The following is a 21,049-nucleotide window of genomic DNA, read 5'->3' as shown; positions in this document are numbered from 1 at the left end:
AACCTTATCATATTCCCCATGGTATAAGGTTAAGCAAATTTTAAAATAGCTTTTTTGAGGAGGCTCCGTCGCAAACAAAAAAGCATTTGTATTAAAATTCGTTAACCCCGAAAACTAACAAGTTTTCTACAATCTATATCGTCATGGAAAAGAGCCAAACCAACCAAAATCTAAAAAACGCGAAGCCGGAAGAAAATTTAAATGAAGACAGGAAACACATTTACAAGTTTATCCTGGCACCATTTTCATTCGAGTCTTCCAACCATTTTAATAAAATACACAAAAGGAGGTTCCACTCCTTTGGATGTATTCACGAATTAGGAAAACTTCCGGGAGCCATGCTTTAATCCGGGCGTTATTAAATCCCAATGCTTTTTTAGCTTTTCTTCGGAGAGGCAGTGGAAAGGTTTAGCCTTCCTGATAAACATATTCCTGGAACGGCTGATAAAAAACAATCTGATTTTTAGCTTGTTGCTATAGTACATCAATTTAGAGAGCTATGGAAACAAATAAAGAAAAAGGTAAAGTTGTTGAGAACGATTTGCTGGATAAAAAAGCAGAAGCTATGCGGGATGATAGCCTGGATGAAAATAAATCATCGAAAATAACCACTAACCTGTTTAGTAAAAACGATAAAAGGAAAAACAATCCCTTAGGGCCAGGGCACGAGCCCGGACCAACCCCTGGGTCAGGAATATAATGCTGGCCAGCAGAAAAAATACGGCAAATTGATTACATTTAAGCCACGGCAAATGCTGTGGCTTTTTAATTGAGATAAAATGGAAAGAAGAAACTTTATCAAACAATCTGCTTTGGCTATGGCCATGCTTTCTTTATATAAAACAGATGTTTTTGCACAACAGGATTTGTTACGGGCTTATAACTTTAAACCCTTACGTAATAATGTTGGCATATTTACCGAGCAGGGAGGCACCATTGGCTGGCTCAATGCAGGCAATGGTTTTGTGGTGGTAGATGCTCAGTTTCCAACATCTGCTCCCCATGTAATTGAAGAACTGAAAAAGCTGGGTGATAAACCCTTTAAATACCTGATTAATACGCATCACCATGGCGATCATACAGCGGGCAATATTGCCTTTAAAGATTTGGCGCAAAAAATAGTAGCTCACCAAAATTCGCTGGTTAATCAGAAAAGAGCGGCAGAGAAAGCCAATAACCTCGATAAACAACTACTGCCTGATACCACTTTCGGTACTGGCTGGAAAGCCAAGATCGGTGACGAGCGAATCAGTGCATATTATTATGGTTCGGGCCATACCAATGGTGATGCAGTTTACCATTTCGAGAATTCGAACATTGTGCACGTTGGAGATCTGGTTTTTAACCGCAGGTTCCCGTATATCGACAGGGAGAATGGTGCTCACATCGGCAACTGGATCACTGCATTGGATAAAATCATCAGCCAATTCGATAACGATACGCTTTTTATCTGGGGACACAGTCTGGACCCCGAAAAAGTAACCGGAAACAAAGCTGATATAAAAGCTTATCAGAATTACCTACAAAGTTTACTCAGTTTTGTAGGAGCTGAAATTAAAAGTGGCAAAAGTAAAGACGATATTTTAAAAGCCACAACTATTCCAGGTGCACCCGAATGGAAGGGCGATGGCATCCAAAGAAGCTTAACTGCTGCTTATGATGAATTGAAGGGAGTTTAGTCTCCTGGTGGATCGTCATTTCGAGCGAAGTGAAACGAAGTCGAAAAATCTGATTAAAGATGTTTCATTCACTTCGCTATAATTAAAAAAACATTTTTTTGTTTTGGAATTAACCAGTATACGATAATTTTGGCCTTATAACACTTGCAAATCTTTTTTCAATTTATAAACATTCTATATTTAAAATAATTCTAAACAGGGCTTGTTAATCTGACCTAACTAAACCCTTATCTGCTATATTTGTGTTACACAAAATCGAACATCAGATATGGATGATTTTATCGCAGCCCGTTCCCAAATGGCCCTGTCTCTGGGCTTTCACATTATTTTTTCGTGCATTGGTATGGTGATGCCGTTTTTTATGGCAGTATCTCATTACAAATGGTTAAAAACAAATAACGAGGTATATAAAAACCTCACCAAAGCCTGGAGTAAAGGAGTGGCCATTTTCTTTGCCACGGGGGCCGTTTCTGGTACCATGCTTTCGTTTGAGCTTGGTTTGCTCTGGCCTAAATTTATGGACCACGCCGGATCGATATTCGGGATGCCTTTTTCGTTAGAAGGAACAGCGTTTTTTATCGAAGCCATTGCCCTAGGCTTTTTCCTGTACGGCTGGAATAAACTCAACAAATGGTTCCATTGGTTTACCGGCATGGTGGTTGGTGTAAGCGGGCTGGCTTCCGGTATACTGGTTGTGGCTGCAAATGCCTGGATGAACAGTCCGGCAGGATTCGATTTTGTAAACGGCCAGTATCTAAATATCGACCCCATACAGGCTATGTTTAATAAAGCCTGGTTTTCGCAGGCCTTGCATATGTGTTTAGCTGCATTTACGGCCACCGGTTTTGCCGTAGCAGGGGTACATGCTTTAATGATATTGCGCAACAGCAACCGGGAGTTTCATTTAAAAGCCTTTAAAATTGCTGCGGTATTTGCCTGTATTGGTGCCTTGCTGCAACCTTTAAGCGGCGATATTTCAGCTAAAGATGTGGCCAAAAGGCAACCAGCAAAACTTGCTGCTATGGAAGCCCTTTATAAAACCGAAAAACCTGCGCCCTTGTTAATTGGGGGAATTGTAAACGAAAAGGATAAAACGGTTAAAGGGGCGATCAAAATTCCCGGAGCTTTGAGTTTCCTGGCGCATGGAGATTTTGGCGCTGAGGTGAAAGGCCTCGATCAGATTCCGGAGAATGAGCATCCACCGGTAGCGGTAACACATTATGCCTTCCAGATTATGGTGGGGATTGGCACTTTGCTGATGCTGATTTCGCTGGTTTACTTCTTCAATCTAATCAAAAAACGATCTTTATTAGAACAACCCTGGTTGTTAAAACTTTTTGTAATGGCTATACCGCTAGGTTACGTTGCATTAGAGGCCGGTTGGGTCGTAACGGAGGTTGGACGTCAGCCATGGATAATTTATGGTATTATGCGTACTAAAGATGCAGTTACACCAATGCCGGGGATAGCTTACTCTTTTTACATCTTCTCTGTCATTTATTTTTCGCTGAGCATTATTGTAACCTTTCTGCTTTACCGTCAGATTAAAATGGTACCTGTATTGTATAATAAAACTGGACAGAATAATCATTAACCACAGATGAAAAGGATGAAAACAGATGAAAATTCTTTAAAAATCTGTGTTTATCTGTGTAAATCTGAGGCAAAAAATAAATTATGGAACAAGTTGTAATTACCTTTTTATGTATGGCCATTCTGCTCTACTTTTTATTGGGGGGAGCCGATTTTGGTGCCGGAATTATCGAACTGTTTACTTCGACCAAGAACCGGAGTAAGACCCGTAAAACCATGTACCAGGCTATTGGCCCGGTATGGGAGGCCAACCACATGTGGCTGATTATTGCCATCGTAATTCTTTTTGTGGGTTTTCCGCTTATTTATACCACCATGTCGGTTTACCTGCATATTCCATTGGCAATTATGCTAATAGGAATTATTGCCCGCGGAACTGCATTTGTTTTTCGCCATTATGATGCCGTTAAAGACGATATGCAATGGTTATATAACCGCATTTTCAGGTATTCGAGCTTTGTTACCGCTTTGTTTCTGGGCATAATTGCCGGCAGCCTGATTTCGGGGCATATCGATACACAGGCGACAGATTTTTATACAGCTTATATATCCGGTTGGTTAAACTGGTTTTCGGTAGCTGTGGGCTTCTTTACTGTAGCGCTTTGTGGTTTCTTGGCGGCAATCTACCTGATTGGCGAAACGAAGGAAGCGCATGATAAACGCCGCTTTATTAAAAAAGCCGAATTTATGAACATAGCTGCGGTAGTTTTTGGTGCCATGGTATTTATTGCAGCGCAAAGGGATAAAATTCCGTTAATCGATTGGGTTTTTAAAAGTAGTGTTGGTTTATCGGCCATTGTTCTGGCCAGTTTATCGCTTGTATTGTTGTGGTATCTGTTAATTAAAGGTAAAACCAAGGTTTTACGCATTTTAGCGGGCTTTCAGGTAACGATGATCCTTCTGGCGATTAGTTATGCCCACTTTCCCAATTTTATCCGTTTAAAAAGCGGAGAGGCGATTTCGCTACTGGAAACCGCCGGACCAGAGAAAACCATTTACAGTTTGGGTTTGGCACTTTTGCTGGGAAGTGTGCTGATTTTACCTTTTTTAGGATATTTGTTTTATAAGTTTCAGAAAAAAGAGGAGTAGAAAATAAGTTTGGAATGGAAAGTTATTAGTCGGCAGAGAAGCATCATATTTTTAAAAAAAAGTGCTATAATAAGGGCGTAAAATATCCAAATATACAATATCCTATAAAACCCAGGAAAACTGCTAATGTAATCACCGATATTACCATTTTAGTACTTCCTTCTATAAGATCGATGTTTTCTGAATTAGCTTTTAATCTGGTTGATAATTTTAGGCCTATTGTACTGTCGTATAATCCTAAGAATGCGTTTGTAGCTAAAATAATTATTAATTCGAAATGACTAGATAGTAGGTAGCCAATACCAATATAAACTGAAAAAGATAATACGCTTAAGTAAGTATATTTAAAATTAAATTTCCTGGAGGCTACTGCGCCAAGGGTATCAATTAATGTAATGCAAAATAATCCGGTTAAAAAGTAAGCTGTCAGTAAATATAGATACGTATTCATTAGTTCTTTATGATGGTATTACAGTCGTAATTTATAAAAAAAGAGCACCTGTTTCCAAATGCTCTTTTATAAAATGATTCAAAATACTGATCTACAAGCCACCTTTACGGTTCGATTTTGTTTGAACAGGCCAGCTTGCCGGTTTACCCGTACGTTCGTTTACCGGTAAATCTGCAGCTTTTTCAGTAGCAGTTTTTTCAGGGTCTTCTGATGCCATATAAACCATGATGGCAGCTAAAATTACATTGCTTTTAATCTCGTCGAAAACCAGTTTATCGTAACTGTCGCGGTTAGTATGCCAGGTATAGGTGCCGTAATCCCAGCTGGTTGAGCTTAACGAATAACCCAAAGCACCTGCAGCTACAAACGAAGCAAAATCAGATCCTCCTGCACCCGGTGTGCCCGGGAAGCTGGTTTTGATCTGGTTTTTAATCGTATCTGGTACTGCTGCCAACCAACGCGTGATGTAATCTTTTGATTTGGCAAAGCCTTGTCCGCCGATATTAACCACGCGGCCGGTACCGTTGTCTTGGTTAAACAATGCCTGTAGGTTACTTACAATTTCGGGGTGATCTTCTACAAAAGCCCTTGAGCCGTTTAAACCCTGCTCTTCGCTGCCCCAATGGCCAACCAGGATGGTACGCTTAGGATTAGGATAAATTTTCTTTAAAATACGCATGGCTTCCATCATCAAAATGGTTCCCGAACCGTTATCTGTAGCGCCACTTGCACCATCCCATGAATCGAAGTGTGCCGAGAGCATCACGTATTCATTCGGTTTTTGCTTCCCTTTTATCTCGGCAATGGTGTTGAAAGTAGGTACTGCACCTAGTTTCTTTGATTCTGATTCGATTTTAAGCACAGGTTTGTTGCCATTTAAAGCCAAGCGGTAAACCAGGCCATAATCCTCTACCGATAAATCCAGGGTTGGTACTTTTGTTGTATTGGCACCAAAAATTTTATCAACGCCAAAGCCCTGCGACCAGTTGTTGATCACTATTGCTGCTGCACCTGCATTTTCTAAAGCTACAGGTAAAGTTTTAGCGTTATAACCTGTTTTGGCAATACCAGCAGCAAATGCTTTTGCGGCATCGGCCTTTTGTTTTTTAAATTTTTCGAATAAATCTTTTGTGGCAAATTCTTCCCAGTTTTTTTCTGGTCGGCCAGAAAGCTGGTTCATAGAAATCAGTACAATTTTACCTCTTACATTGGGTAACCATTTTTGAAAAGCTACCGAATCGGTTATTTCGGGCAGGATAATTGCTTCGGCATTAATGGCTTTTCCGTTAGTTGACGGACTCCAGGCCAATTGTGTTCCTTCGAGGGTTCTCACCCGCGGACTTACTAAGTCAATATGCGTAACGCCTCTTTCCCAGCCAGCCCATTCGCCCCACTTTTCATTTTTGGCCGAAATGCCCCAATCGCTATATTTTTTTACTGCCCAATCGTTGGCTTGCTTCATTTGTGGCGAACCCACTAAGCGTGGACCCACAACATCCAGCAATTCGTGTGCAAGCTTTTCTAATTGCGAGTTTTCATTTACTTCTTTAACAATATTGTCGATTACTTTTTTGTCTTGTGCGAAAACAATGACCGAAGCGCATAGCAATAGCGCAGAAAACAGTAGCTTTTTATTCATAATTAAGTTAGGTTTAGTTATTTGATAAACTAATTTATGAAATAAGGGCTAGGATAGAGGGATGTTAATGGAAATGTTGCAGTGGAGTTGAGTGGTGTCGGCTGTTACCAGCTGAACGCTAAATTGATGTTCGCAAGTTTGTAAAAGAAAGGTCAGATGGTAAGATCTGACCTTAGGGTTAACTAAAAGCTTTTCTTCTGTACTTTATCGTGAAAAGGTAAGTATTCTGATAGTGCTGCTGAACCATACCAGTTATACAATTCTGGTTCTAACAGCTTGGCCTTAATCGCCGGATCGTTTTCCAATAGTTGTTTGGCCTCGTCCATTGATTTGGTATTTAGAATAAAGATACCGCGGTAATTCTTATCGTTTTTGCCCATTGGTCCGGCAATTACCAGTTTGTTTTGCTCAACCATTTTGCCCATGTTAGCCATGTGGCCGGCAAAAAGGCTATCGGTTTTAGCTTTGGTTTCTGTGGTATTGGTGCCCGATTTCAGGATCACCATGATGTACATCTTCATGCCGTAATCATCGGCGCCGAGTTTTTTTGCAAGCGCTTCATCGTATGGCGCCTTAGCCTTTTTATCTTGAGCGGATACAACCAGGGTAGCAATGCTAAGGCAGATGGCGAGTAATATTTTTTTCATGTTGTTGTGGTTTGGTTAGTTTAAAAATAAGAAAAATTGTGGTGTTTTTATTTTTCTCCATTGGAGAGCGGGCGCAAAAAGACCTTATTTTTCATTGGGAGGGGACTTATAACAAAAAGCAGGACTGAAATAACCGAAGTTCTTCAAGCCCTGCTTTTCTAAATATCAATTAATCAGTTAAACAATTAACTGATTAAGCAAATCTAATTATTCATCATTTTAATAAAAGCGCCCAATTTAGCTTTCATGGCTCTTCTATCTACAATGAAATCGAGGAAACCGTGCTCCAGCACAAATTCTGAAGTTTGGAAACCTTTAGGTAAATCTTTTTTAATGGTTTCTTTAATTACCCTTGGGCCGGCAAAACCGATCAGTGAGCCAGGTTCGGCAATATTGATATCGCCAAGCATAGCATAAGAAGCGGTAACACCACCTGTGGTTGGATCGGTTAATAAAGAAATATAAGGAACTTTAGCCTGACCTAGTAAAGCCAGTTTAGCCGATGTTTTAGCCATTTGCATCAATGAAAATGCAGCTTCCATCATTCGTGCGCCACCAGATTTAGAAATCATCAGGAAAGGCACCTTGTGTTTAATGCTGTAATCGATAGAACGGGCAATTTTTTCACCTACTACCGAGCCCATTGAGCCGCCAATAAAGGCAAAATCCATACAGGCAATAACGATATCCTGACCTTCAATTTTACCCACTCCGGCGCGAATCGCATCTTTTAAGCCGGTTTTAGCCTGGCTTTCTTTAATTCTATCGGTGTAAGGTTTATTGTCGTTAAATTTTAAAGGGTCGCCTGATGTTAAGTTAGGGAACAGCTCTTTAAATTCGTTATCATCAAATAAAACCTCGAAATATTCTTTTGAGCCTACTCTCAGGTGGTAATCGCAGTAATGGCAAACGTATTTGTTTTCCTGAAGTTCTGCCTGATGTAGCGGTTTTTTACAATTTGGACATTTATTCCACAAACCATCCGGTGCTTCTTTTTTCTCTTCGGTTGTGGTAATGATACCTTTTTTTTCTCTCTTAAACCAAGCCATATAATTTTTTGAAGAATTGGATTGCAAAGAAACGAAAAATATCATCAACTTTACCAATTACCCATAACCAAATTCCAATAAGCCTATCAATTTCGTCAAAATTACCTGCAGCCTCCTGTTTGTACACAAATCAGGAATAAACAAAGCAAGCCTTTAGAAATCTTAATTATCAGGGAAGGTATTTTAACAGACTGATCAGGTTTTCTGAATTAAATGCCCTGGAGGGTTTGAAAATAACATATTGAAATATTGCTTATTTCTATAGGTGTGTCTTTTTTACACTAAGGATAATGTGTTTTTTACACTAAATAGCCCTTATTTTGCTGTCAGGCAAATAATTCTGTTGTTATAAAAGCTTGAAATGTTATTTTTTTTTATAACTTCGGACTTAATAAAATTAACAAGAAATGAGTTTAAAAGGCTACAAAGGCGTAATTTACGGAGATGCCGTTCAAGAATTGTTTGAGCAGGCTAAAAAACATCAGTTTGCTTTACCAGCAGTAAACGTTACCGGTACCAATACGGTAAATGCGGTAATGGAAACTGCAAAGGCAGTAAATTCGCCTGTTATGATTCAATTATCTAATGGTGGTGCCCAGTTTTATGCTGGTAAATCGTTAGATAACGAGAAATTACAGGCATGTATTTTAGGTGCTGTATCGGCAGCTAAACATGTACATTTATTGGCAGAACATTATGGTGTTGCCGTGGTTTTACATACCGACCACGCAGCTAAAAAATTATTGCCATGGATTGATGGATTATTGGATCACGGTGAAAAATTCTTCGCAGAAACCGGCAAACCTTTGTTTTCATCTCATATGTTAGATTTATCAGAAGAGTCGATTGAAGAAAACATGGAGATTTCTGCTAAATATTTAGCACGCATGGCTAAAATGAACATGACTATCGAAATCGAGCTTGGTGTAACAGGTGGTGAGGAAGATGGCGTGGATAACAGCGATGTAGACAGCTCTAAATTATATACGCAACCAAGCGAAGTGGCTTATGCTTACGAAGAATTAAGCAAGGTTTCTCCACGCTTTACTGTTGCAGCTGCTTTTGGTAACGTACACGGTGTTTACAAACCAGGTAACGTTAAATTACAACCGGTAATTTTGAAAAACTCTCAGGATTTCATCAAAGAAAAATTCAGCTTAACTGCAGAGAAACCAATTAACTTCGTATTCCACGGTGGTTCTGGTTCTTCTCAGGAAGAAATCAGAGAAGCTATTTCTTACGGTGCAATTAAAATGAATATCGATACTGATATGCAGTGGGCATTTTGGGAAGGTATTTTAGAATATTACAAAAAGAACGAAGCTTATTTGCAAGGCCAGATTGGTAACCCTGATGGCGATGATAAACCAAATAAAAAATATTACGATCCACGTGTATGGTTGCGTAAAGCTGAAGAAGCTTTCGTTAAGCGTTTAACTGCTGCTTTCGAAGACTTAAACTGCATTAACGTTAACGATAAACTGTAAATGGATTTTAAGGTTGGAAAGTTGAAAGGTTTAATGTTATAACCTTCCAACATTTTTAACATTTCAACATCAAACAAAAGCGCCATAGGTATAAAAACTTATGGCGCTTTTGTTTGTTTAATGGTATATTTAAGCAAACAAAAGTGTAATGATAAAATCTAAAGCTGATACTAAAAAAAACAATCTTTTTGAAAGGTTTGCCAATGCTGCGACCAAGTTTACGGGAAGCTCTATAGCCTTTATTGCCGCCACCGCAATTGTTATTCTTTGGGCTGTAACCGGACCAGTATTTGATTATTCTGAAACCTGGCAACTGGTTATTAATACTGGTACGACCATTATTACTTTTTTAATGGTTTTTTTAATCCAAAAAGCACAAAATAAGGATGGAAAAGCAATACAATTGAAATTGAATGAGCTGATTGCTGCGCATGAAAAGGCCAGTAACCGGATGGTAGATATTGAAGATTTAACCGAAAAGGACCTTGATCAGTTACACAAATTTTACGTTACGCTGGCTACATTAGCCAAAAAAGAGGCCGATATTCATTGTTCTCATTCAATTGATGTTGCAAATGAGCTGAATGAGCTAAAATTAGAAAAGAATAAACACTTTAAACACCACAATAATGAGTCTGCAAGTTCAAAAAATTAACCACCCAGAAGATTTAGATAAAGCATTTGTTATTCGCAAAACTGTATTTGTAGATGAGCAGAACTGCCCACCTGAACTGGAGTGGGAGCATGAAGACGAATCAGTACATTTTTTGGCCACACATAACGGGCAGCCTTGCGGCGCCTGCCGCTGGCGTAAAACGGATAGTGGCTATAAACTGGAACGTTTTGCGGTTTTAAAGGAATTTAGAGGTCATGGGGTCGGTCGGGCATTAATTGCCGAGGCTTTATCTGATTTACCCGAAGATGCGCATTACATTTATCTCAACTCGCAATTAGATGCCATGAGTTTATATGCTAAGTTTGGTTTTGTTGCCGAGGGCGAGCAGTTTGAAGAGGCCGGTATACAGCATTTCAGAATGGTGAAGCAGGTTTAGCGATTAACTACGATTTAATTCCTCCGTCATCTCGACCGGAACGCAGCAGAGTGGAGAGATCTACCTCGAGATAGATTTCTCGACTTCGTTGCACTTCGCTCGAAATGACGATAAGCGAGTGAATGTGAGCAGAAAGAAATCAGCCGAATATCCTTCCTGACAAAGCCATCGCCTCGTTCCATTTATCCATGTTCAGGTATAAGCTTTCTCCTTGTGCATTTAAGAAGCTAATCACATCTTCGGTAGCAATGTTGCCTGTAAGGTCATCAGCAGCCATAGGGCAGCCTCCAAAGCCTTTTAAAGCAGAATCGATCCGTTTTACGCCTGAATTGTAAGCAGCGGTTATTTTTTCGAACCGTTGGGCAGGAGTGGAGTGCAGGTGAATACCAATCTCTGTATTCGCAAACCTTGAAATCAGTTTAGGCAGTATACTTTCAATTTTCTCAGGCGTAGACACACCAACCGTATCAGCCAAAGATAAAATCCCGACACCCTTGTTTACCAAGACATCGGCCCATTGCTCTACAATTTCATAATTCCATTCATCGCCGTAAGGGTTACCAAAACCCATTGAGAGGTAAACTACAGCCTCCTTATTCTTTTTAACGCAAAGGGCAAGCATTTCTTCGACCGTGTTTAGTGATTGTGTAATGCTGGAGTTGGTATTGCGTTGCTGAAACGTTTCTGAGATAGAAAAAGGGAAACCGAGGTAGTTGATCTCTTCGTGCCTTATAGCGGCTTCTACGCCCCGTAAATTGGCTACAATGGCCAGTAGCTTGGTCTCGGTATTGCTTAAATCGAGATTAGCCAAAACAGCAGCTGTATCTGCCATTTGCGGAATGGCCTTTGGCGAAACAAAACTTCCAAAATCCAAAGTATCGAAACCTACCTGTAGCAGTAAATTCAGGTATTCGGATTTTAATGCGGTAGGGACAAAATCGTGTAAACCCTGCATCGCATCGCGGGGGCATTCTACTAGCTTGAACTGGTTTGGGCTCATATTTTTGGTTTAAGCGCAAGTTGGGGAAAGTTTTCGTTAAAAAAAAGTTAAAGCATGGCGTTAGTTATCAGTTATCAGTTTGCAGTTAACAATTATCAATTACCGGTTTGCAGTTTTCAATTACCAATATACAATTACCAATTTTCAGTTGAATTTTGGCTATAAATCCAGTTATCTGTTTGCAATTTTCAGTTTGATTATGAAACATTTGGTATAGCCTAATAGCCAATCCCAATGAACCAATGACCAATTATCAGCTCGGTTCTAAAATAATAGCTATTAACTATGGACTATAAACCAATGACCAATGAACTCGTTAAACCTTAACTTCTTTTACACCGGGCACTTCCTCGCGGTAATCTACACTTCTATCTTTTGCAAAGGTTCTGATAATTAAACGGGTACCTCTATCGTAGCTAAAGTAACTCCAGATCCAGTTTACGAACACAATGATCTTATTACGGAAACCCACTAAAGTCATCAGGTGAACGAACATCCAGGTAAACCAGGCAAAAACGCCCTGAAAGCGAATTTTACCGATATCGACCACTGCTTTGTTCCTGCCTACGGTAGCCATAGAACCTTTATCGAAATATTTGAACTTTTCTAAAGGTTTGTTTTCTATAATATTGATCAGGTTTTTGGCCAGATGATGCCCTTGCTGGATCGCAGCTGGAGCAACTCCGGGGTGACCGTTAGGTGTTTCTTCATCAATAATGGCGGCCACATCGCCAATGGCGTAAACATTCGGATAACCCACAATCAGATTTTGGGTGTCGGTTTTTAATCTTCCGCCTCTTACAATTTCGGCTTTATCGAGCCCGTTTATCACCTGACCTTTAACACCGGCGCTCCATATTACGGTTGAACTTAAAATAGGGGCTTTATCTTGTAAAGTAAGTGTATGCCCGTCGTAACCCAGTACCCGTGTTTCGTTCATCACCTGCACGCCCATATCGGTAAGAAAATCTTTGGCCTTTTTTTGCGCCTGGGGCGACATCACACCCAACAATTCTGGCGAATTTTCAATAAGGTAAATATTTACCTTATTTACATTCATCTCTGCATAATCGTTCGGGATAACATGTTTTTTAAGCTCTGCAATGGCTCCAGAGGTTTCTACACCTGTTGGACCACCTCCAACCACGACAAAGTTTAATAAAGCACTCTTTTTATCCGGATCTTTCTCTATCAGCGATTTTTCGAAATTCTGTAAAATCAGGCTTCGAAGGTCAAGCGCTTCCGGAATGGATTTCATTGGCATCGAATTGGCTTCGATTTCTTTATTGCCAAAGAAATTACTGGTAGAACCGGTTGCAATAACCAGATAATCGTAACTAATTCTGCCAATATCGGTTTGCAGACAATTTTCAGAAGCGTTTACTTCGGTAACTTTGGTAACCCTGAAAATTAAATTCTTTTGCCCCTTAAAGATCTTTCTGAGTGGGAAGGCAATCGAATCGGCTTCTAAACCACCGGTTGCCACCTGATATAATAAGGGCTGAAAAGTATGATAGTTATGTTTATCGAGCATGACTACCTGAAAAGGTTTGTTTTTTAAACGTTTAGCTAACTCAATCCCGCCAAATCCTCCGCCAACAATAACTACTCTGGGGTATTCGCTTTTAGGAAGTTGTAAATCCATTTTCTATTGGTTTATCTATTGCTAATGTAACAAAAAGATGGCCAAAAGGTTTAAATAATAGCGTTTTGGCAGGACAAATAAGTAGTTTGGCTGATATATAACGTTTGGATGACTAAGGTAAAATTGGTTGGTTTCTGAACGCTGTTGAATGTTCGTTAAGCCTGATGGGAGCGGGCATAGAGCGCCGCGAAATAAAGCAAACAGCAGGATTATCTGAGCTGAAGCACTACTGGTATTGCTTTTAAAAACGGTTCTGCTAAAGTAAGTAGTAAAGCCGGTTATTAATCACTCCACTTTTAGGATATCGGGCAGTGAATTTCTCTTGTTACAACGCTAAACATCCATTTCCAGATGTATATCCAACGGCTCGAGGTCGAACAGTTCCTGATCAATTTCTTTGGTTAAACAGGCGCCCGACTTCAGGTAAAAATCTACCGAGGCTTTGGTGGGAGTTGCCGAGATATAAAGTTTTTTTGCCTGATAATTCCGGCCCACTTTTTTAATTTCTTCAACCAAATGCTGGCCGATTTTTTTACCTCTCCAGGCATTGCTTACGTAAAGGATATCCATTTTACAATACTCGCATCGAAGACCTCGCTTTCTATTCTCTATAGATGCTACACCAACCAGTGTATGATTGATAAAGGCCCCCACAACCTCGCCGTCACCTTGCTTAAGGTGTTTTTGCTTTTCAATTATGGCAGCAAGCTCGGCTGGCTCAAAAGCAGTAACAGTTTCGTTTACCTGTTCAGTTAAAAGCTGTCCTTTTTTGTAGATATAAACTTCTGATATGTTTTCCGAACGGTCAATCTCCGCTATTTTATTAAGCTCTTCTAAACTTAAAGGACTGTAAGTAATGTTTTGCATAATGCAGGGCAGTTATCCAAAAATATAAAAATGCGAATTATTAAGAACAAAAAAAACGCCCCGATTAAAATCGAGGCGTTTATATATTTTAAGATTTTGAAATCTTATTTTTTCTCTGCAGAGCTACCCAAATCGATTACAATAGGAGTAGAGATACATAGTGATGAGTACGTACCAATGATACGACCGATTAACAGGGCGAAAATAAATCCGCGGATACTATCGCCACCGAAAATAAAGATTACCAATAATACGAAGAATACGGTTAACGAAGTTAAAATGGTACGGCTTAAGGTACTGTTTAACGCGAAGTTGATTAAGTTGTTACGCTCTTCGCCATGTAAATCGTCTTTACCAGCTTCTTTCAGTTTCTCACGGATACGGTCGAATACAACAACAGTCTCTGTCATGGTGTAACCCATTACGGTTAAGATTGCTGCAATGAAATCCTGACCAATTTCTAGTGAGAATGGCATAAGGCCGTCTAAAATGGTGTAGAAAGATAATACCATTAAAACGTCGTGGAATAAGGCGATTACCGCACCTAAACCATATTGCCATTTTTTAAACCTTACAACGATGTAGATAAACATGAACAAGCATGAGATCAATACCGCATAGAAAGCACCGTTTACGATATCGCTGGCGATAATCGGCGTTACTTTTTGCGAGCTTACGATTTCATATTTAGAACCTGCTAAACCTTTGTTTAAAGCATCTTCAACAACTTTATCGGTTTTAACATCTTGATCTGCAATGTGGAAAGTAGTGGTGATTTTTACCTGGCTATCTTCGCCTGCAGTTTTAACCTCTGGAGTTTCGTTATCAAAAACAGGAGTTAATTTCGATTTTATATCTTCAGTACTTACTGCTTTATCGAAGTGTACTAAGTAAGTTCTACCACCTTTAAAGTCTACACCAAGGTTTAAACCACCGTTTTTGAAATACATACCAATACCAGCAACAATGATGATGGTAGAGATAATGTAATAAATTTTACGACGGCCAACAAAGTTGAAGGCTAAGTTTTTGAATGCGTTACGGGTTAAGTTGTTATCGAAGTTAACTTCGATTTTACGGTTTAACAACGAATCGAAAACTACTCTTGAAATGGCTACAGCAGCAAATAACGACGAAAGGATACCAATACATAAAGTAGTTGCAAAACCTTGAACCGGACCACTACCAAAAACATAAAGGATGGCACCTAAAATGAATAAGGTAACGTTCGAGTCGATAATTGATGGCATAGCATGTTTGAAACCTTCTTTAATGGCAGCACCAACATTTTTACCATGTGCAAGCTCTTCACGTACACGTTCAAAAATAAGGATGTTTGCATCAACGGATAAACCGATGGTTAACACGATACCGGCAATACCAGGTAAAGTTAACACAGCGCCCAATGATACCAGGATACCGATAACGAAGAACAAGTTGATTAAAAGGGCAAAGTTAGCAACCCAACCAGCACGGTGATAATATAACGCCATGAAGATTAAGATTACAATAAAGGCAATTACGAAAGAGATTAAACCATCGTGGATAGCTTGTGCACCTAAAGTAGGACCAACAATGTAGCTACCTGCAATACGTGCAGGAGCAGGTAATTTACCCGCTTTTAAGATGTTTGATAAATCTTTGGTATCTGCTTGCGTAAAGCTACCGGTGATTTGCGAAATACCGTTAGGGATTTCGTTTTGAACAGTAGGAGCAGAATAAACCTGGTTATCTAATACGATTGCAATCGCTTTTAAGTTATTTTTATCAGCAGAAGCTTCAGCAGTAATTTTTTTCCATTTTGCAGCACCTTCGCTGGTCATGTACATGGTTACTTCTGGTTTACCTTTTTGGTCAAAGTCAGCACGCGAATCGCTGATCGCCTCACCACCTAAATCTGGTTTACCATCGGCACTTACTACTTTAATGGCATATAGTTCGAAAACTTTAGAACCTTCTCTTGGTCTAACGCTCCACATAAATTTCATCGTAGATGGAATTGCGGCAGCAACCTCAGGCATTTTTAAATAAGCATTAACTTTTGCTGTATCTTTTTGTAACGACATACCCACAACTGCACCTGGCATTAATTGTTGTTGTCCGTTTTGGCCCTGGTAAATAGGCAAATTAAGTACAGCATATAAAGGGTTAGATTTTACCAGCTCAGCTCTAACCGCCGAAGAATCTTTTTTACCTAAACCAGCAAGTTTACTACCTTTTGCAGCAGTATCTTTTGCAGCAGTTTTTTCTAAACCAGCTAATTTGCTTCCGGCAGCAGCAGGAGCAGCAGTGGTATCTTTTGTAACAGGAGCAGCGGTTTTTAATGTTGCAGCTAAAGTTTTGTTAATGTTTTCTAGTAAAGGAGCAACTTCTTGTACCTGGTATACTTGCCAGAACTGTAATTCGGCAGAACCTTGTAAAAGTTTAGCAATACGCTCTTTATCTTGTACACCTGGCATTTCGATTAAGATGCGGTTACTGCCTTCTTGTTTTTGCATGTTCGGACTTACTACTCCGAAACCATCAATACGAGAACGTAATACAGTAAACGAACGGTCAATTGCGCTGGTTGCTTCTTTTTCTAAGAAAGATTCAACGTCGCCATTGCTTGCATTTGGTTTTAACTGCGATGCGTTATCCTGATTTGAAAAATAATCAGCAAGTTTTACACCTGGACTTAATTTTTCAAATTCGTTAACGAAAATTTTGATGTAATCTTTACCACCGGCATTTAACTGGATCTGCGCGTTTTGAACAGCTTTGTTGAAGTTTACATCGGTAGGGTTGCCCGCTAACGATTTAACCAGTTCAGCTAACGATATCTCCATCGTTACGTTCATTCCGCCTTTTAAGTCAAGACCCAAATTAATTTCTTTCGATTTTACCTCCTGATAAGTGAATCCGGTTACGGGATAAACTTTTTCGGTACTCATCGAATCTAAGTAAGCCTTTTCTTTAGCTAAGTCACCTTTCGCATAGTTTTTTGCGTCTTTTTCTACCTTGGATGCAACCAAAGTAAAAGAGAGGGCATACGCACAAACGATAGCCAATACTATCGCTATAAACTTAATAAAACCTTTTCCTTGCATTGTTTGTTTAAAATAATTTTGTCTTTCGCTGTTTTTTAACAAGTCGGCAAATCTAATTAAATTTTTAAATTATAGAACCCCTTAATTGATAATTTATTAAGATTAGTTTCTAAGATAGAATTATCGAGTCAAAATAGTCAGGGATCGGAGGCTCGAAGTCGGAGGCAGATAGGTTTTTCCTATGCAGACACTCTGGTTAAAAATACTAGTCCTGCGTCAAAGCTTTGAATACGGAAGTTTAGTCGGATACAACGCATTGCTTGGGGTGATTTGCGCCTTCTTCTCTGTGAGCTTTGCGGTTAAAGCTGTTTATTTCCTTTCCAGCACCTCAAAAGTGTAATCATATTTATTCTTTTCATCGGCCTTGTATGGCTCTGAGCTGATTACAGTCCATTCACTGCGGTCAAAATCCGGGAAAAATGTATCTGCATCAAAGTTATGATGAATCGTGGTAAGGTAGAGTCTATCTGTTTTAGGTAATGCCTGTCTGTAAATTTCGGCACCGCCAACAATAAACACTGGTTTTTCTTCTGTTTTAGTAATTGCCAATGCCTCATCCAGGCTATTTACCACTTCAACACCTTCAATTTTTAATTCTGTATCTCTTGTAATTATAATGTTTCTGCGGTTTGGCAAAGGCCTGCCCACAGAATCGAATGTTTTGCGCCCCATGATAACCGTATGGCCAGAGGTAGTTTGCTTAAAAAACTTTAAATCGGCCGGCATGTGCCATAAAAGCTGGTTGTTTTTGCCAATAGCGTAATTTTCGCCTACTGCAACAGCTATAGATATTTTGCTCATAATTTATTAGTTAGTTCATTAGTTCATCTGATTTGATGAACTAATGAATGATGTTTTGCCTTATCCTAATACGTGGTGGGCCAATACTCTTTGTACATCGTAAACGTTTACCGATTTGTTAAACTTTTTTGAGATGCTTGGGTTTATTTCACTCGAAACCCAGATTTTCAGCTCTGCATCCAGGTCGAAAGTCCCGGCCGTTTCTACGCTAAAACGTGAAATGCTTTTATACGAAATCGATTTGTATTCTACTTTTGATCCTGTAATACCTTGTTTATCGATCAGTATTAAACGCTTATTGGTAAAAATAAACATATCTCTGATCAATTTGAAACCCATTTCAAATTCTTCGCCTTCTGTAAGAAGTAGTCCGAATTGCTGTTTTAATTCTTCCTGGCTCACTGCACCTGCATTGCCGAGGATTGCGGAAAATAATCCCATTGTTGTTTTAATTTAGATTTATGATGAGAATAATTGTATTAAATTTTTTTTGACATAGTAGTTAACATCACCTCTGTAAAACGTGTCAATTGTTTTAATAAGCTGGGTATGGCTATACCGCTACTATACCTTTAATATGAGGATGTGCCTCATAGTTTTCAAGCGTAAAGTCTTCAAACTTAAAATCGAAGATGCTTGTAACATCCGGATTGATTTTCATGGTTGGAAGTGGTTTAGGTTCGCGGCTTAATTGTAGGTTGGCCTGTTCGATATGGTTATTATATAAATGTGCATCGCCAAGGGTGTGGATAAAATCGCCGGCCTGTAAACCGCAAACCTGCGCTACCATCATGGTTAATAAGGCGTATGAGGCAATGTTAAAAGGTACGCCCAGAAAAATATCTGCACTGCGCTGATACAGCTGACAGCTTAATTTACCATCGGCTACATAAAATTGAAAAAAAGCATGGCATGGAGGCAAGGCCATATTTTCGATCTCGGCTACATTCCAGGCCGAAACAATAATGCGACGCGAATCGGGATTGTTTTTGATTGTGTTGATGATATTGGTAATCTGATCAATGTGCTGCCCATCAGGAGTAGGCCAGCTTCTCCATTGCGAGCCATAAACCGGTCCCAGGTTGCCGTCTTCATCCGCCCACTCGTCCCAAATGCGTACGCCGTTATCTTTAAGGTATTTAATATTGGTGTCGCCAGTTAAAAACCAGATCAGTTCATGTATAATAGATTTTAAGTGCAGTTTTTTGGTGGTGACCATTGGAAAACCGTCTTGCAGGTTAAAACGCATCTGGTAGCCAAAAACACTGATTGTTCCTGTTCCTGTACGGTCGTGTTTTTGTGCGCCGTTATCCAGCACATGCTGCATTAAATCTAAATACTGTTTCATACTATTCTGATAATTTACAAATATCTAAAATTTATCATTGTCAGTGGTTTTTAGTTTTCTACATAATGTAAATTTTAAACAATAAATTTTACTTGTTTACTTTTGCCTATTTTGTATACAACATCGTATGTTTGCGTCGGAACAATATTTGACTTTGGGTGGGAAATCTCAAATCTCAAATCTCAAATCTCAAATCTGCATGCTAGCTTTCCCCAACGCAAAAATAAACCTTGGCCTAAACATCACCGAAAAACGGGTAGACGGTTATCACAATCTGGAAACTGTGTTTTATCCTGTACAAATTAAAGATGCGGTAGAAATTGTGGATGCAGCGACAACTTCCTGTAAAGTTCATGGTATTGATATTCCGGGAGATGCAAACGATAACCTTTGTTTAAAAGCCTATCATTTAATTGCGGCTGATTTTGAAATTCCTGCACAGCAGATTAATCTGTTCAAAAATATTCCGGTAGGGGCAGGTTTGGGAGGAGGATCAGCAGATTGCGCTTTTGTAATCAAATTAATCAACGATAAGTTTGGTTTGGGGCTTTCGGTTTCGCAAATGAAAGGTTATGCTCGGAAGCTAGGTGCCGATTGCGCTTTCTTTATCGAAAATAAATCGGTTTATGCTTTTAATAAGGGCGACGAATTTGAAAAATGCGAAATTGATTTGTCAGCCTGGTATAAAGTTTTGGTAAAACCGCCCGTACACGTAAGCACAGCCGATGCTTATGCGCTTGTAAAACCTCAAAAGCCTTTGCAATCATTAAAAGAAATCATACATTTGCCTCCAACAACATGGGAAAATAAGGTTATCAACGATTTCGAACCATCGGTATTCGCAAAGTATCCCCAAATTCGTCAAATAAAAACCAGTTTATACGATGCAGGCGCAACATTCGCTTTAATGAGTGGTAGCGGTTCATCGGTTTTTGCAATTTTCCCCACTGCGGTTAAATTGCCTGAACTGGAACAAAACAACTTGGTTTATTACAATATTTAAATAAGGTAGAAGGTTAAAAGGTAAAAGGCATAAGGTCTTGATACCCGATACTCACTATCTGGAGCTGACAACATGAACATCAATCTGATCCGCAAAAGCGGTAAATTTAATTTTGAAGCAGAAAACGAGAGCGGTTTTACTGTAGAATTGGATGCAAAGGCTGCTATTGGTGGCGAGGGCAAGGGATTTAGACCAATGGAGATGCTTTTAATTGGTTTAGGTGGTTGCAGTGGTATAGATATGGTTAACGTACTTACCAAGCAAAAAGAACCTTTAAACGATATTAAAATTGCCATCAACGCAACGCGTAAGGACGAAGAAATGCCCCCGATTTTTGATGTAATTGATATCAACTTCGAGCTTTTCGGCAATTTAAGCGAGGCCAAGGTACAAAGAGCACTCCAAATGACCTTCGATAAATACTGCTCGGTATCGAATATTTTAGGCCGGTCGGCAACCATTAACTTTACTTATAACATCAATAAATAGCATAACCGGGTGTTGAAGAGAACATATTAGGTAGCAAGTATTGAGTATCAGGATGAGTTTTCTGTACTTGATACTAAATACTTGCTACCAAAGTACCTTGAATACCCAAATCTTAATCACA

General features: G+C 39.4%; 19 protein-coding genes. 9 read left to right on the top strand and 10 right to left on the bottom strand.

The features are described 5' to 3' along the window. Nucleotides 1-499: 499 nt before the first annotated feature. The 4 genes from DBR40_RS18985 (at nucleotide 500) to DBR40_RS18970 (ending at nucleotide 4,361) form a co-directional block, all read left to right on the top strand. Nucleotides 500-700 carry a hypothetical protein gene (locus tag DBR40_RS18985; protein WP_124561316.1) on the top strand — a complete coding sequence of 67 codons (201 nt, stop codon included), beginning with the start codon at nucleotides 500-502 and terminating at the stop codon, nucleotides 698-700. Between the two features lie 79 nt (nucleotides 701-779). Then, nucleotides 780-1,679, top strand: coding sequence for an MBL fold metallo-hydrolase (locus tag DBR40_RS18980; RefSeq protein ID WP_124561315.1), 900 nt, complete (start codon nucleotides 780-782; stop codon nucleotides 1,677-1,679). Between the two features lie 268 nt (nucleotides 1,680-1,947). Continuing rightward, the gene (locus DBR40_RS18975) at nucleotides 1,948-3,273 is read left to right on the top strand and encodes a cytochrome ubiquinol oxidase subunit I (protein WP_124561314.1); all 1,326 of its coding nucleotides are present in this window, start codon (nucleotides 1,948-1,950) and stop codon (nucleotides 3,271-3,273) included. An 83-nt stretch (nucleotides 3,274-3,356) separates the two neighbouring features. Next, on the top strand, nucleotides 3,357-4,361 hold the full coding sequence (locus tag DBR40_RS18970) for a cytochrome d ubiquinol oxidase subunit II (protein WP_124561313.1): 1,005 nt from the start codon (nucleotides 3,357-3,359) through the stop codon (nucleotides 4,359-4,361). A 542-nt stretch (nucleotides 4,362-4,903) separates the two neighbouring features. On the opposite strand, the gene DBR40_RS18965 is transcribed toward DBR40_RS18970, so the two are convergent. The 3 genes from DBR40_RS18965 to accD all read right to left on the bottom strand — a co-directional run bounded on the left by DBR40_RS18965 (nucleotide 4,904) and on the right by accD (nucleotide 8,147). After that, complete coding sequence (locus tag DBR40_RS18965; RefSeq protein WP_124561312.1) at nucleotides 4,904-6,451, bottom strand: M20/M25/M40 family metallo-hydrolase; 1,548 nt, start codon at nucleotides 6,449-6,451, stop codon at nucleotides 4,904-4,906. Nucleotides 6,452-6,633: 182 nt separating this feature from the next. Then, the gene (locus tag DBR40_RS18960; RefSeq protein ID WP_124561311.1) at nucleotides 6,634-7,098 is read right to left on the bottom strand and encodes a YciI family protein; all 465 of its coding nucleotides are present in this window, start codon (nucleotides 7,096-7,098) and stop codon (nucleotides 6,634-6,636) included. 203 nt (nucleotides 7,099-7,301) lie between these two features. Further along, complete coding sequence (gene accD, locus DBR40_RS18955; RefSeq protein WP_124561310.1) at nucleotides 7,302-8,147, bottom strand: acetyl-CoA carboxylase, carboxyltransferase subunit beta; 846 nt, start codon at nucleotides 8,145-8,147, stop codon at nucleotides 7,302-7,304. A gap of 407 nt (nucleotides 8,148-8,554) precedes the next feature. Here accD and fbaA point away from each other — a divergent pair, with 407 nt between their 5' ends. From fbaA to DBR40_RS18940, 3 genes are all read left to right on the top strand, one after another. Further along, nucleotides 8,555-9,634 carry a class II fructose-bisphosphate aldolase gene (gene fbaA, locus DBR40_RS18950; protein WP_124561309.1) on the top strand — a complete coding sequence of 360 codons (1,080 nt, stop codon included), beginning with the start codon at nucleotides 8,555-8,557 and terminating at the stop codon, nucleotides 9,632-9,634. Nucleotides 9,635-9,782: 148 nt separating this feature from the next. Then, nucleotides 9,783-10,289, top strand: coding sequence for a low affinity iron permease family protein (locus tag DBR40_RS18945; protein WP_124561308.1), 507 nt, complete (start codon nucleotides 9,783-9,785; stop codon nucleotides 10,287-10,289). After that, a complete protein-coding gene (locus DBR40_RS18940; RefSeq protein WP_124561307.1) occupies nucleotides 10,264-10,686 on the top strand; it encodes a GNAT family N-acetyltransferase in 423 nt (140 codons plus the stop codon). The genes DBR40_RS18945 and DBR40_RS18940 overlap by 26 nt, the downstream gene beginning before the upstream one ends. Nucleotides 10,687-10,825: 139 nt before the next feature. Here DBR40_RS18940 and DBR40_RS18935 read toward each other — a convergent pair whose 3' ends face one another. From DBR40_RS18935 to DBR40_RS18905, 7 genes are all read right to left on the bottom strand, one after another. After that, entirely contained in the window at nucleotides 10,826-11,686 is an 861-nt protein-coding gene (locus DBR40_RS18935; RefSeq protein WP_124561306.1) for a hydroxymethylglutaryl-CoA lyase, read from the bottom strand. A 316-nt stretch (nucleotides 11,687-12,002) separates the two neighbouring features. Beyond that, entirely contained in the window at nucleotides 12,003-13,331 is a 1,329-nt protein-coding gene (locus DBR40_RS18930) for an NAD(P)/FAD-dependent oxidoreductase (protein ID WP_124561305.1), read from the bottom strand. Nucleotides 13,332-13,664: 333 nt separating this feature from the next. Further along, complete coding sequence (locus DBR40_RS18925; RefSeq protein WP_124561304.1) at nucleotides 13,665-14,198, bottom strand: GNAT family N-acetyltransferase; 534 nt, start codon at nucleotides 14,196-14,198, stop codon at nucleotides 13,665-13,667. Nucleotides 14,199-14,302: 104 nt separating this feature from the next. Next, nucleotides 14,303-17,287 (bottom strand): protein translocase subunit SecDF, encoded by a 2,985-nt coding sequence (gene secDF, locus DBR40_RS18920; protein WP_124561303.1) that lies wholly within the window; start codon nucleotides 17,285-17,287, stop codon nucleotides 14,303-14,305. Nucleotides 17,288-17,596: 309 nt separating this feature from the next. Next, nucleotides 17,597-18,088 (bottom strand): dihydrofolate reductase, encoded by a 492-nt coding sequence (locus DBR40_RS18915; RefSeq protein WP_124561302.1) that lies wholly within the window; start codon nucleotides 18,086-18,088, stop codon nucleotides 17,597-17,599. A gap of 60 nt (nucleotides 18,089-18,148) precedes the next feature. Then, a complete protein-coding gene (locus DBR40_RS18910) occupies nucleotides 18,149-18,529 on the bottom strand; it encodes a PH domain-containing protein (RefSeq protein ID WP_124561301.1) in 381 nt (126 codons plus the stop codon). A gap of 112 nt (nucleotides 18,530-18,641) precedes the next feature. Further along, nucleotides 18,642-19,436: a thymidylate synthase gene (locus tag DBR40_RS18905; RefSeq protein WP_124561300.1), complete on the bottom strand. Its 795-nt coding sequence runs from the start codon at nucleotides 19,434-19,436 to the stop codon at nucleotides 18,642-18,644. Nucleotides 19,437-19,635: 199 nt separating this feature from the next. On the opposite strand from DBR40_RS18905, the gene ispE reads away from it, so the two are divergent. After that, on the top strand, nucleotides 19,636-20,439 hold the full coding sequence (gene ispE / locus DBR40_RS18900; protein ID WP_124561299.1) for a 4-(cytidine 5'-diphospho)-2-C-methyl-D-erythritol kinase: 804 nt from the start codon (nucleotides 19,636-19,638) through the stop codon (nucleotides 20,437-20,439). A 72-nt stretch (nucleotides 20,440-20,511) separates the two neighbouring features. Then, complete coding sequence (locus DBR40_RS18895; RefSeq protein WP_124561298.1) at nucleotides 20,512-20,928, top strand: OsmC family protein; 417 nt, start codon at nucleotides 20,512-20,514, stop codon at nucleotides 20,926-20,928. The last annotated feature ends 121 nt before the right edge of the window (nucleotides 20,929-21,049 follow it).

Source organism: Pedobacter sp. KBW01 (assembly GCF_003852395.1).
GTDB lineage: Bacteria > Bacteroidota > Bacteroidia > Sphingobacteriales > Sphingobacteriaceae > Pedobacter.
The sequence above is the reverse complement of the archived record's forward strand: the minus strand, read 5'-3'. Positions and strand labels throughout refer to the sequence as shown.